Raw genomic sequence first — 13,287 nt, forward strand, 5'->3', positions numbered from 1 at the left:
CGGCCGCGAAGGCCAGGGGGACTGGAGTCCATGACGGACGTCGTCGTTGTCGAATCGCCCGCCAAGGCCAAGACCATCAACAAGTACCTCGGCGGGGACTACAAGGTCCTCGCCAGCTTCGGCCATGTGCGCGACCTGCCCCCGAAGGACGGCTCCGTCCGTCCCGACGAGGACTTCGCCATGGACTGGGAATCGGAGGACCGCGGCGAGCGCCAGGTCAACGAGATCGCCCGTGCGCTGAAGGGCGCCCGCCGCCTCTTCCTCGCCACCGACCCGGACCGGGAAGGCGAGGCGATCTCCTGGCACGTGAAGGACATGCTGGCGCGCAAGGGCGTGCTGAAGGGCGTCGAGGTCCGGCGCATCACCTTCAACGAGATCACCAAACGCGCCATCCAGCACGCCATCGCCCATCCGCGCGAGCTCGACACGCCGCTGATCGACGCCTACCTCGCACGCCGCGCGCTCGACTACCTTGTCGGCTTCACCCTCTCCCCCGTGCTCTGGCGAAAGCTCCCCGGCAGCCGCTCCGCCGGCCGCGTGCAATCCGTCGCCCTCCGCCTGATCTGCGAACGCGAGGCGGAGATCGAGGCCTTCAAGGCGCGCGAGTACTGGACGATCGAGGGCCGCTTCACCACGCCCCAGGGCGCGCCCTTCACCGCCCGCCTGACGCATCTCGACGGCAAGAAGCTCGACCAGTTCGACCTGCCGGACGAGGCGAGCGCCATGCGCGCCAAGGCCGCCGTCGAGGCCGGCACCTTCTCGGTCGTCTCGGTCGAGAAGCGCCGCGTCCGCCGCAACCCGCCGCCGCCCTTCACCACCTCGACGCTGCAGCAGGAGGCGAGCCGCAAGCTCGGCATGGGCGCGCAGCAGACCATGCGCACCGCCCAGCAGCTCTACGAGGGCGTCGACATCCAGGGCGAGACGGTCGGCCTCATCACCTATATGCGGACCGATGGCGTGCAGATGGCCCGCGAGGCGATCGCCGCCATCCGCGACCATGTGAAGGGCGATTTCGGCCCGGACTACCTGCCCTCCGCCCCGCGCGAATACTCCTCCAAGGCGAAGAACGCTCAGGAGGCGCATGAGGCGATCCGCCCGACCGATGTGCGCAACACGCCGGAGAAGGTGGCCCGCTTCCTCGACGACCGGCAGCGCAAGCTCTACGAGCTGGTCTGGAAGCGCGCCGTCGCCTCGCAGATGCAGTCGGCCGAGCTCGACCAGACCACGGTCGAGATCGCCGACGCGAACCGCAAGACCGTGCTGCGCGCGACGGGCTCCGTCATCGCCTTCGACGGCTTCCTCAAGCTCTACCGCGAGGACGAGGACGACCGCGCCGCCGATGCCCGCGCAGGCCTCGTCACCGGTGCCCAGGAGGACGAGGAAAGCCGCACCCTGCCCCCGATGCGCGAGCGGGACCCGCTGAAGCGCGGCGAGGTCGCGGCCTTGCAGCACTTCACCCAGCCGCCGCCGCGCTACTCCGAGGCCTCGCTGGTCAAGAAGATGGAGGAGCTCGGCATCGGCCGGCCCTCCACCTATGCCTCCATCCTGCAGACCCTGCAGGACCGCGACTACGTGAAGCTCGACAAGCGCCGCTTCATCCCGGAGGACCGCGGCCGTCTCGTCACCACCTTCCTCGTGCGCTTCTTCGAGCGCTACGTCGATACCGGCTTCACCGCCGGGCTCGAGGAGCAGCTCGACGACATCTCCGGCGGCAAGATCGACTGGCGCGCCGTCATGCGCGCCTTTTGGGACGATTTCCGCAAGGCCGTCGATGCGACCAAGGACCTCAAGATCAGCGACGTCATCGACACGCTGGACGAGGAGCTCGGCCCCCATTTCTTCCCCGAGCGCGGCGACGGCGCCGACCCGCGCGTCTGCCCGGCCTGCGCCGGCGGGCGGCTCGGCCTCCGCCTCGGGCGGACCGGCGCCTTCATCGGCTGCTCCAACTACCCGGAATGCCGCTACACCCGCCCGCTGATCGCCCCCGGCGCCGAGGGCGAGGGCAGCACGGGCCTGACGGAGGGCCCGCGCGAGCTGGGCAGCGATCCGGCCTCGGGCGAGCAGGTGACGGTCCGCCGCGGCCCCTATGGCGTCTATGTCCAGCTCGGCGAGGGCGGGACGGATGCCAAGGGCAAGCCGACCAAGCCCCGCCGCGCCAGCCTGACCCGCGACATGGACCCGGATACGCTCGACCTGGAGCGGGCGCTGAAGCTGCTCTCCCTCCCCCGCGTCATCGGGCGGGACCCGGAGAGCGGCGAGGAGATCCAGGCCGGGCTCGGCCGCTTCGGGCCCTACATCAAGGTCGGCTCGATCTTCCAGTCGCTCGAGCCGGGCGACGACGTGCTCGCCCTCGGCATGAACCGGGCGATGGAGCTGCTGGCGAAGGCCCGGGCCAAGGTCCGCCTGGTCGGCCAGCACCCGAAGGACGGCGCCCCGGTCGAGATCCGCAAAGGGCGCTTCGGCCCCTATGCCCAGCACGGCAAGGTGGTCGCCAACCTGCCGCGCAACCTCGCCATGGAGGATGCCACGCTCGAGCAGACCGTCGCCCTGCTGGCCGAGAAGGGCAAGGAGCTGAAGCCGCTGGCGAAGGGCGGCAAGGGCAAGGCGAAGCCGGCGAGGTCCGCACCCCGGGCCAACGGAGCCGAGCCGGCGCCGGCCAAGCCCGCCCCGCGCAAGGCGGCCATCAAGCCCGCGTCCCGCAAGCCAGCCGTCGCCGCGGCGAAGAAGCCCGCCGCCAAGGCCAAGCCCGCCGCCCGCAAGGCCCCGGCCCGGAAGCCGGCCGCCAAGGCCTGATGGCGGAGCGCCCCCTCCCCTCCAAGGAGGAGCTGCGCCGCTTCATCGAGGCCGCGCCGGGCAAGGTCGGCAAGACCGAGATCAGCCGGCATTTCGGCCTGACCTCGGACCAGCGCCCCGCCCTCCGCGCCCTGCTGCGGGACGTGCTGGCGGAGGGCGGCGCCATGCCCGCCGGCCGGCGGGGGCTCGCCGCGCCCGGGCGCCTGCCGGAGATGGCGGTGGTCGAGGTCTTCGGCACCGACCGGGATGGAGACCCGCTGGCCCGGCCGCTCGGCTGGAAGGCGGAGCAGGGCGACATGCCCCTCGTCTACATGCGCCCCGAGCGCGCGGGCCAGCCGGCCCTGGCCCCCGGCGAGCGGGTCCTGGCGCGCCTCAAGCCCGCCGGCCGCGGCCGCTACGACGGCAGCACGGTGAAGCGCATCGGCAGCACCCCGGCCCGCCTGCTCGGCCTCTTCGAGGAGGGCCGGATCAAGCCGGTCGACCGCCGCCACCGCGCGGAATGGGAGGTGCCGCCCGGCGAGGCGGGCGGCGCCGAGCCGGGCGAGCTGGTCCTTGCCGAGCCGCTGCCGGGCCGGCCGATGGGCCTCCGCCCGGCGCGCATCATCGAGCGGCTAGGGCGGATGGGCGAGCCGCGCTCGGTCTCGCTGCTCTGCATTCATGTCCATGGCATCCCGCATGCGCTGCCCGGCGCGGCGCTTGCCGAGGCCGCGGCGGCCTGCGCCGTCCAGCCCGATGGGCGGAAAGATCTCCGCCCGATCCCCCTCGTCACCATCGATGGCGAGGATGCGCGGGACTTCGACGATGCCGTCTGGGCCGAGCCCGTCGAGGGCGGCTGGCGCCTGCTCGTCGCCATCGCCGACGTCGCGCATTACGTCCGCCCCGGCAGCGCGCTCGACCGCGAGGCCTGGCTGCGCGGCAATAGCGTCTATTTCCCCGACCGCGTCGTGCCGATGCTGCCGGAGGCGCTCTCCAATGGCTGGTGCAGCCTGAAGCCCGGCGAGGATCGCGGCTGCCTCTTCGCCGAGATCACCATCGACGCGGCGGGGAGCAAGACGGGCCACCGCTTCGGGCGCGGCATCATGCGGAGCGCCGCGCGCCTCACCTATGAAGGCTTCGAGGCCGGCGAGGATCCGGCCGGCACGCGAGAGGCGCTGCTCGGCGCCTACGCCGCGCTGCAGGCGGCGCGCGACCGCCGCGGCACCCTCGACCTCGACCTACCGGAGCGGCGCGTGCGGCTCGACGAATCCGGCCAGGTGCTATCGGTCGAGCCACGCGCCCGTCTCGCCGCGCACCGGCTGATCGAGGAATTCATGATCGCCGCCAATGTCGCGGCGGCGGAGGAGCTGGAACGCCTCGGCCAGCCCTGCCTGTACCGCATCCACGACCGCCCCTCGGACGAGAAGCTGGAAGGCCTCCGCCGCTTCCTCGAGACGTTCGAGATCAGCCTGCCGCCCGGCGACCGCGTCCGCCCGGCCGACCTCGCCCGGGTGCTGGACCGCGTCCGGGGCGCGGCAGAGGAGCGGCTGGTGAACGAGACGCTGCTGCGCGGCCAGTCCCAGGCCGCCTATGCGCCGGACAATATCGGCCACTTCGGCCTTGCCCTGCCGCGCTACGCGCATTTCACCAGCCCGATCCGGCGCTATGCCGACCTCGCCGTCCATCGCGCGTTGGTCCGCGGCCTCCGCCTCGGCCCCGACGGCCTGACCGAGGAGGAGGCCAGCCGCCTCACCGAGACCGGCGACCACGGCACCGCCACCGAGCGCCGCGCTGCCGCCGCCGAGCGCGACGCGGTGGAGCGCTACCTTGCGGCTTATATGGCACATCGTATCGGTGACGTGTTTCCCGCCCATATTTCCGGCGTGACACGCTTCGGCCTGTTCGTCACCCTGGAGGCGACTGGCGCGGCGGGAATTGTTCCTTTCGCGTCCCTGCCGGACGACCGATGGTTGCAGGATTTGCCGCGGCACGCCTTGGCGGGCCAGAGGACCGGGCTGCGCTTTGCCCTGGGGCAAGCGGTCGAGGTTCGTCTGGCCGAGGCGGTGCCGCGCACCGGCGGGCTGGTGTTCCATCTCATGCAGGGCGTGCCTGCCAGGCCGCGCGGCGCACGGCGGCGCTGATCCTGCTGCTGCTCGCCACGCTGGTCGGGCGCGGTGCGGCGGCGGAGGAGGGTTTTCCGCGCGAGCCGATGCAGGCGGTGCTCGCCGCCGCGCTCGGCACGGTGCTGGAGCGGCACCTGGAGGCGGCGGCGCCGGCCGATCTCGGCCTCTGGACCCTGCGCGGCCTCGAGGTGCTGGACAGCCAGCTCAAGGCGGAGATGCGCTCCGGCACGCTGCTGCTGACGGCCGGCGACCGGCTGCTCGCCGCCCGCCCCCTCCCCCCGCTCCTGCCGAATGCGCCGCCGGATTCCGCCGCGCCCGGCCTCGCCCTCGGCCTCGCCGCGCTGTTCGAAGCCGCCTGGCAGTACTCCCCGCTGCTGCGCCGCGCCGGGCCGGAGCGGATACTGCGCAGCGGCTTCGAGGAGCTGTTCAACCACCTCGACCCCTATAGCCGCTACCTGACGCCGGAGGAGGCCGAGGCGGCGCGCGGCCGGCGCGTCGGCCAGGTGGGGCTCGGCCTGCGGCTCGCTGCCGGGCGAGGCCGGGAGGTGGTGCTGGCGACCATCCTGCCCGGCGGGCCGGCGGCCTCGGCGGGGCTCCGGCCGAATGACCGGGTGCTGGCGATCGACGGCGCCACCGTCTCGGTCGAGGACCTGGCCGGCGCCGCCGCCCTGCTGGAAGGCCCGGCCGGAACCGAGGTGGTGCTTCGCCTGCAGCGTGCCGGGCGGCGCTTCACCGCCCGGCTGCTGCGCAGCCTGCTGCCACCGGAGACCGTCCATGCCGAGCGGCGCGACGACATCCTCTGGATCCGCCTCGACAATTTCTCGAGCGCCACCGACCGCCACGTGCTGGAGGCGCTGGCCGAGAGCTTCCCGTCCGACGGCGCCCGCGCCACGCGGCCGCGCGGCGTGGTGCTCGACCTCCGCGGCAACCGCGGCGGGCTGCTCGGCCAGGCGGTGGCGGTGGCGGGCGCCTTCCTCCCCGGTGGGGTGGTGGCGCAGACGGCGGGGCGGCACCCGGATGCGGCGCGGGTCTACCTGGCGACGCTCGGCGACCGCACCGGCGGGGCGCCGGTCATCGTGCTGGTCGATGGCCGCACCGCCTCGGCGGCGGAGATCGTCGCCGCGGCGCTGGCCGATCAGGGCCGGGCCGTGGTCGTCGGCAGCGCCACCACGGGCAAGGGGCTCGTCCAGATCGTCATGCCGCTGCCGAATGGCGGAGAGCTGCTGGTGACCTGGTCGCGCGTATTGGCGCCGCGCGGCTGGCCGATCCAGGCGCTCGGCGTGCTGCCGGCGCTCTGCACCAGCCTCGGCGAGGAGGCGGCGGCGGCCGGCCTCTCCCGGCTGCGGCAGGAGGACCCGCCGATGGCGGCGGTGCTGGCGCGGGAGCGGGCGGCCCGCGCCCCGGTCCCGGCGAGCGAGGTCGCGGCGCTGCGGCAGGCCTGCCCGCCGGCCGAGGGCAAGGCCGCCGATGCCGCCATGGCCCGGGCGCTGCTGACCGAGCCGGCAACCTACGAGGCGGCGCTGGCCCGGTGAGCGCCGGCAGGCCAAGCCAGGCCCGATCGTGGAAACCCTGGCGTTCCCGGCCCGTTCCAGGCCGCGTTGCCAAGCCGCGACACCACCCGATATCTTGCACCGCACCATCCGGCCGCGTCTTCCTGGCATGGCCGCAGCATCCGAGGACACAGGCGACATGAGCAGCACGGCATCCGGGGCGGCCAAGCCGACCGTAACCGTCACCTTGGACGGCACCAACCGCAGCACCACGCTGCCGCTGCTCTCCGGCACCCTCGGCCCGGCGGTGGCCGACATCCGCAAGCTCTACGGCGATCTCGGCGTCTTCACCTTCGACCCCGGCTACGGCGCGACCGCCTCCTGCGAAAGCAAGATCACCTATATCGACGGCGATGCCGGGGTGCTGCTCTATCGCGGCTACCCGATCGACCAGCTGGCCGAGCAGTCCGACTTCATCGAGGTGGCCTACCTGCTGCTCGAGGGCGAGCTGCCCTCCGCGAGCCAGCTCGCCGAGTTCCGCAAGAACGTTACCTACCACACCATGCTGCACGAGCAGCTGCGGCGCTTCTTCGACGGCTTCCGCCGCGACGCGCACCCGATGGCGATCCTCTGCGGCGTGGTCGGCGCGCTGGCCGCCTTCTACCACGACAACCTCGACATCAACGACCCGCGCCAGCGCGAGATCGCGGCCTTCCGCCTGATCGCCAAGGTGCCGACCATCGCGGCCTGGGCCTACAAGTACTCGATCGGCCAGCCCTTCATGTATCCGCGCAACGACCTGAGCTATGCGGAGAACTTCCTCTACATGCTCAACGCCGTGCCGGCGGAGCCCTATGTCAACAACCCGATCCTGTCGCGCGCCATGGACCGCATCCTGGTGCTGCACGCGGACCACGAGCAGAACGCCTCGACCAGCACGGTGCGCCTCGCCGGCTCGACCGGCGCCAACCCCTTCGCCTGCGTCGCCGCCGGCATTGCCGCCCTCTGGGGCCCGGCGCATGGCGGCGCGAACGAGGCGGTGCTGAAGATGCTCGCCGAGATCGGCCGCCCGGAGAACATCCCCGAGTTCATCCGGCAGGTGAAGGACAAGAACGCCCACACCAAGCTCATGGGCTTCGGCCACCGGGTCTACAAGAACTTCGACCCGCGGGCGAAGATCATGAAGGAGACCTGCCACGAGGTCCTCGCCGAGCTCGGCATCAAGGACGAGCCGCTGCTCGACATGGCGATGGAGATGGAGCGGATCGCCCTGGAGGACGACTACTTCGTCTCCCGCAAGCTCTACCCGAATGTCGACTTCTACTCGGGCATCATCCTGAAGGCGATGGGCATCCCGACGCACATGTTCACCGTGCTCTTCGCCGTCGCCCGCACCGTCGGGTGGGTGAGCCAGTGGAAGGAGCTGATCGAGGATCCGGCGCAGCGCATCGGCCGCCCGCGGCAGATCTACAGCGGCGCCGGGACGCGCGACTACGTGCCGGTCAGCCGCCGCGACTGATCCTTCGAGTCCGCGCTGGGCGAAGCCGGCCGGGAGCAGCCCCGGCCGGTTTTTTTGCGGCCCGGGGCCGGCCCGTCCCTTGGCCTGGACATGCTTCGGCCAGCGAGACATTGTTCTGCTTGAGCGCGAAGCAAGTATTCACAAGTCCTTATTGCACTTTCTGCAAGTACTTTCAAATGTCCAGTTGTGGCACTCGGTGACCATCTTATGAACGGAAAGCGAACGACAACCGACAGTTGTTGCGCATTCGAATCTAATACGCGCACTAGGCATCTCTGGTTGCATGAACGGCTCGGGATGCATTCGATGAGCGAAGCTTTCACCTCCGCACCACCTCACTCCCTGGACCGCCAGGTGCGCACGCAACTGAAAAAGTGGCCGCAGCGCCCCCCGGGCGTGCTGTCCAGCGCGAAGCAGCCGGGCACCTGGCTGCGTGGCCGCCCCGGCGACACGCCGCCACCAACCAGCCCTACCTGAAGCTACCCGGCTCCAACCGCCTGCGGACCCTGCCGGACGGGCTGTGGCTCCACTTCTCGCCCGACTCCGTCGATCCTTACGTCGACCTCCTTTGCATCGAGGCCTGCTCCTCGCTGCAGAACCTGCTCGACAAGCGCTCCCGCTTCGCGCCGACCACCTCCTCGCTCATGGCCTATTGCCCGCTCGACTGGCTGCGCGGCCCGGCCCAGCCGAATGACGAGACGCCGCGCTGACGCCTCATCCGCATGCTGAAGGCGGAGCCGGCGCAGCCGCTGATCCTGCCGGTGCGGGATGTCCGCGTCCTCTTCGGGCTCAAGACCCGGCATTACGAGGGCTTCGCGCGCAACCAAGTGGCGCAACCGCACGAATTTCACTGCCCGATGGACGCGCTGACCGCCGAGCGCGGGCATGAGGACCCCGACATGCGCGCCCTGATCGCCCGCGCCAGCGCGACGGCCAACTTCATGCGGCTGCCCTGATCGGGCATGCTGCGGGGATGACGAAGATCCTCGGCGTCCTCGGCGGCATGGGCCCGCTGGCCAGCGCGCAGTTCATGCTGCGCCTCACCCTCCTCACCCCGGCGGAGCGCGACCAGGAGCACATTCCCGCCGTGCTCTGGTCCGACCCGCGCGTGCCGGACCGCACCGCGGCACGGCTCGGCACCGGCGAGGACCCGTTGCCCTCCCTGCTGCGCGGCATCCGCGGGCTGGAGGCGGCCGGATGCGGCGCCATCGCCATCCCCTGCAACACCGCCCATGGCTGGCATGCGGCGATGCAGGCCGAGACCGCCCTGCCCATCCTCCACATCGTCGAGGCGACGGCGGATGAGCTGGCGCGGCTCGGCGTGGCGGAGGGCCCGATTGGGGTGATGGGGACGGCGGCGACCCTCGCCATGCGGCTCTACCAGCAAGGGCTGGAGCGGCGGGGCTGGCACTGCCTGGTGCCGGATGCGGCGGAGATGGCGGAGCGGGTCACGCCCGGCATCGCGCTGGTGAAGGCGAACCGCGTGGCGGAGGCCTATGCGCCGCTGGCGGAGGCGGCGCGCAGCCTCATGGCGCGGGGGGCCAGGGCGGTGGTGCTGGGCTGCACCGAGATCCCGCTCGGCATCGCCGCAGGGCCCGCCCCGCCCTTCCCGGTGGCGGACAGCATCGATGCGCTGGCCCGGGCCTCGATCACCTGGGCACGGGCGGATTAAGAATCAGTCGCAGTCGCAGCCGTCGGTCGGCCCGAGATCGCCACGCACGACATGGTGGTCGATCCATTCGGCGACGAGCCGGCGGGCCTCCTGCACGGAGGCTTCCGGGTGGTGAACCCGGTAGAGGGTGGTGCAGGCACGGAAGGCCGAGAGGTCGTCATTGCCCGTCTCGCGCAGCTCGCGATAGGCGGTGACCACCGCACGCTCGCAGCGTCGCCCAATGATGCCGGTTTCGACGGCCAGGTGACCCATCAACCCACTCCTTCGGTCGCAAGCGAGTTGAGAATCACTCGCAACAGAATTGCATGCTAGCGATGCATTACCGATCCTTCAAGGCCTGATCAGGCGCCTCACCGGGTTTGATCGACATCCTCGATCCCCCGCCTTCGGCACCCCTCGTCGCGCCGCTCCCCGCCTAGCCCCCGCCCCTTTCGCATGGGTCGAAGGGGGCGGAGAGCGTCCGCGCTGCGCGAACAGGTGGCGGCCGCACGGCTTAGGCCCGCGCCACCGCCTCCGCCAGCGCCTTGCCGACATCGGCCGTCCCGGCCTGGCCGCCCATGTCGCGCGTCCGCGGCCCGCCCTCGGCCAGCATGCGCTCGATGGTCTGGACGATGGCATCCGCCGCGGCCTTCTCGCCGAGATGCTCCAGCATCATCGCCCCGGACCAGATCTGCCCGATCGGGTTGGCGATCCACTTCCCGGCGATGTCGGGGGCCGAGCCGTGCACCGGCTCGAACATCGAGGGATGGGCCTTTTCCGGGTTGATGTTGGCGGAGGCGGCGATTCCGATGGAGCCGGCGACGGCCGGGCCGAGGTCGGAGAGGATGTCGCCGAAGAGGTTGGAGCCGACCACCACGTCGAACCAGTCCGGATGCTGCACGAAATGGGCGCAGAGGATGTCGATGTGGAACTGGTCCGTCGTCACCTCCGGATAGTGCTTCGCCATCTCGGCGAAGCGCTCGTCCCAGTAGGGCATGGTGAAGGTGATGCCGTTCGACTTGGTGGCGCTGGTCACCTTCTTCCGCGGCCGCGTCATCGCCAGCTCGAAGGCATATCTCATCACGCGGTCGCAGCCGATGCGCGTCAAGATGCTCTGCTGCGAGACGAATTCGCGCTCCGTTCCCGGGAACATCCGCCCGCCGACCGAGCTGTACTCGCCCTCGGTGTTCTCCCGCACCACGTAGAAGTCGATGTCCTTCGGCCCGCGGTTGGCGAGCGGCGTCGTCGCCCCCGGCAGCAGCTTGCAGGGGCGGAGGTTGACGTACTGGTCGAAGCCCCGGCGGATCGGGATCAGCAGCCCCCAGAGCGAGACATGGTCCGGCACCCCCGGCCAGCCGACCGCGCCGAGGAAGATGCTGTCGGAGGCGCGGAGCTGGTCCAGCCCGTCCTCCGGCATCATCCGCCCGGTCTGCGCATAGGTCTCGCAGGACCAGTCGTAATGGGTGAGCTCGAGGTCGAAGCCGAAGCGGCGGGCGGCGGCGTCGAGCACCCGCAGCCCCTCGGGCGTCGTCTCCTTGCCGATGCCGTCGCCGGGGATGACGGCGATGCGGTAGGTCTTGTGGGCCATGGGCGTCCCCTGTGCGGTTCGCCGCACCATGGCCCGGGCCGCGCCGCTCCTCAATCCGCGCCGTGGCCGGCCAGCGGCGGGCCGGTGCGGAACTCGGCGCGAGCCACTCCTGCACTAGGCGGAGGCGCCGGCCGCGTCACCCGGTCCGCTGCCCAACAGGGGCGGATCCGGGCTATGGTGGCGGGATGACCAGCCCCGCCCTCCTCACCCCCTATGCCGGCCTCGTCCTGCGCGACGCCGCCATCCCCGAGCTGCCGAACCACTACCGCGGCAAGGTGCGGGAGAATTACGACCTGCCGGACGGGCGGCGCCTGATCATCGCCACCGACCGGCTTTCCGCCTTCGACCGCAACATCACCGCCGTGCCGCTGAAGGGCCAGGTGCTCACCCAGATCGCGCGGTACTGGTTCGACCAGACGCGGGACCTCTGCCCGAACCACGTCATCGCCTATCCGGACCCCAACGTGCTGCTCTGCCGGGGCCTCCGGATCATGCCGGTCGAGGTGGTGGTGCGGGACTATCTGGCGGGCACCACCTCCACCTCCATCCTGTCGATGTACCGGGCCGGCCGGCGCGAGATGTACGGCCACCGCTTTCCGGACGGGCTGCACGCCAACCAGAAGCTGCCGCAGACCATCCTGACGCCGACCACCAAGGCCTTCGACGCCGGCCATGACGAGGAGCTGACGCCGGAGCGCATCATCACCGGCGGGCTGCTGACCGAGGCGCAATGGGCCGAGGCCTCGGCCCTCGCCCTCGACCTCTTCGCCCGCGGGCGAGAGATGGCGGCGCGGCGGGGCCTCATCCTGGTGGACACCAAATACGAATTCGGCTTCGACGAAGCCGGGCGCATCATCCTCGCCGACGAGATCCACACGCCGGATTCCAGCCGCTACTGGTTCGCCGCCAGCTACCCCGAGCGGCTCGCCTCGGGCGAGGCCCCGCAGAGCTTCGACAAGGACTTCATCCGCCGCTGGGTGGCGGCCCGCTGCGACCCCTACAGGGACCCGCTGCCGGAGATCCCGGCCGAGATCGTGCTCGAGGCGGCGCGCCTCTATGTCGAGGCCTTCGAGACCATCACCGGCCAGGACTTCCCGCTGCCGCCGGCGGATGAGCCGGTGCTGGAGCGGGTGCGGCGGAACCTGGCGCCGTATTTCTGAACCGCCTCGCATAGCCGCCCGGGCTGGTGCCGAAGCGGCGGCGGAAATGCTGCCGCAGCAGCGCCGCCGAGCCGAAGCCGGCGGCGGCCGCCACGTCCTCGAGCGGCCGCGCGGGCCCCTCCAGCAGCTCCCGTGCCCGGTCCAGCCGCTGGCGCATCAGCCATTCGCCGGGCGGGCAGCCGGTCGCGTCGCGGAAGCGGCGGAGGAAGGTGCGGAGGCTCATCCCCGCCTCCCCGGCCAGCGCCGCGAGCGGCTGCGGCCGGTCGAGCCGCGCCCGCATCCGTTCCAGCACCGGGCCGAGCCGCGCCCCCTCGCGCTCCGCCGGCACCGGCCGCGGGATGTATTGCGCCTGCCCGCCCTCGCGGTGCGGCGGCACGACTAGCCGGCGGGCGACGCTGTTGGCCGCCTCCGGCCCGAAATCCCGCCGGATGAGGTGCAGGCAAAGGTCGATCCCCGCCGCGCTGCCGGCCGCGGTCAGCACCTGGCCCTCGTCGACATAGAGCACGTCCGGCACCAGGGTGATGCCGGGATGGGCGGCCCGCAGCGCCTCCAGGTAGCGCCAATGGGTCGTCGCCCGCCCGCCCGCGAGCAGGCCGGCCGCGGCAAGGACGAAGACGCCGGAGCAGAGCGAGAGCAGCCGGGCGCCCCGCGCATGCGCCGCCCGCAACGCCGCGCAGAGCTCGGCCGGCACCGGCTCGGCGGCGCCGCGCCAGCCCGGGATGATGATGGTCCCGGCTTCGGCCAGCACCTCCGCCCCGCCATCCGCCACGACGCGCACCCCGCCCGCCGCGCGCAGCGGCGAGGGCTCCAGCGCCGCGACTACGAAGCGGTACCAGCTCGGCCCCATCTCCGGCCGGTCGAGGCCGAAGATCTCCACCGCCACGCCGAATTCGAAGGTGCACAGCCCGTCATAGGCGAGGACGGCGACGAGGTGGCCGGGTGAGAGCTTTGGCATGATCGCAACGGTAACCGGCGATCCTGCCAGCA

Annotated in this window: 11 protein-coding genes; 8 read left to right on the forward strand and 3 right to left on the reverse strand. The window is 71.7% G+C overall.

Going from position 1 to position 13,287, the window contains the following annotated elements; genetic code table 11:
• The first annotated feature begins 30 nt into the window (after positions 1–30).
• From topA to cuyB, 7 genes are all read left to right on the forward strand, one after another.
• Complete coding sequence (topA, locus tag AC5JJ1_RS16005) at positions 31–2,793, forward strand: type I DNA topoisomerase (protein WP_495786098.1); 2,763 nt, start codon at positions 31–33, stop codon at positions 2,791–2,793.
• Positions 2,793–4,910, forward strand: a complete 2,118-nt coding sequence (locus AC5JJ1_RS16010) for a ribonuclease R family protein (RefSeq protein WP_495786099.1) — start codon at positions 2,793–2,795, stop codon at positions 4,908–4,910. Before topA ends, AC5JJ1_RS16010 begins: the two co-directional genes overlap by 1 nt.
• A 68-nt stretch (positions 4,911–4,978) precedes the next feature.
• A complete protein-coding gene (locus tag AC5JJ1_RS16015; RefSeq protein ID WP_495786100.1) occupies positions 4,979–6,424 on the forward strand; it encodes a S41 family peptidase in 1,446 nt (481 codons plus the stop codon).
• A gap of 157 nt (positions 6,425–6,581) precedes the next feature.
• Positions 6,582–7,901 carry a citrate synthase gene (gene gltA, locus AC5JJ1_RS16020; RefSeq protein ID WP_495786101.1) on the forward strand — a complete coding sequence of 440 codons (1,320 nt, stop codon included), beginning with the start codon at positions 6,582–6,584 and terminating at the stop codon, positions 7,899–7,901.
• 374 nt (positions 7,902–8,275) lie between these two features.
• Positions 8,276–8,611: a hypothetical protein gene (locus AC5JJ1_RS16025; protein ID WP_495786102.1), complete on the forward strand. Its 336-nt coding sequence runs from the start codon at positions 8,276–8,278 to the stop codon at positions 8,609–8,611.
• A 12-nt stretch (positions 8,612–8,623) separates the two neighbouring features.
• Positions 8,624–8,857: a hypothetical protein gene (locus AC5JJ1_RS16030; RefSeq protein ID WP_495786103.1), complete on the forward strand. Its 234-nt coding sequence runs from the start codon at positions 8,624–8,626 to the stop codon at positions 8,855–8,857.
• Between the two features lie 17 nt (positions 8,858–8,874).
• Positions 8,875–9,573, forward strand: coding sequence for a cysteate racemase (gene cuyB / locus AC5JJ1_RS16035; protein WP_495786104.1), 699 nt, complete (start codon positions 8,875–8,877; stop codon positions 9,571–9,573).
• 3 nt (positions 9,574–9,576) lie between these two features.
• Here the strand turns inward: cuyB and AC5JJ1_RS16040 are convergent, their stop codons facing one another.
• Both AC5JJ1_RS16040 and AC5JJ1_RS16045 read right to left on the reverse strand, forming a co-directional pair.
• Positions 9,577–9,825, reverse strand: a complete 249-nt coding sequence (locus AC5JJ1_RS16040; RefSeq protein WP_495786105.1) for a hypothetical protein — start codon at positions 9,823–9,825, stop codon at positions 9,577–9,579.
• Positions 9,826–10,066: 241 nt separating this feature from the next.
• Positions 10,067–11,140 (reverse strand): tartrate dehydrogenase, encoded by a 1,074-nt coding sequence (locus AC5JJ1_RS16045; RefSeq protein ID WP_495786106.1) that lies wholly within the window; start codon positions 11,138–11,140, stop codon positions 10,067–10,069.
• A 185-nt stretch (positions 11,141–11,325) separates the two neighbouring features.
• On the opposite strand from AC5JJ1_RS16045, the gene AC5JJ1_RS16050 reads away from it, so the two are divergent.
• Positions 11,326–12,300: a phosphoribosylaminoimidazolesuccinocarboxamide synthase gene (locus AC5JJ1_RS16050; protein ID WP_495786107.1), complete on the forward strand. Its 975-nt coding sequence runs from the start codon at positions 11,326–11,328 to the stop codon at positions 12,298–12,300.
• Here the strand turns inward: AC5JJ1_RS16050 and ftrA are convergent.
• Complete coding sequence (gene ftrA, locus AC5JJ1_RS16055) at positions 12,218–13,255, reverse strand: transcriptional regulator FtrA (protein WP_495786108.1); 1,038 nt, start codon at positions 13,253–13,255, stop codon at positions 12,218–12,220. The two genes, AC5JJ1_RS16050 and ftrA, sit on opposite strands and share 83 nt — an antisense overlap.
• Positions 13,256–13,287 lie beyond the last annotated feature (32 nt).

This window comes from Belnapia sp. (assembly GCF_059504005.1).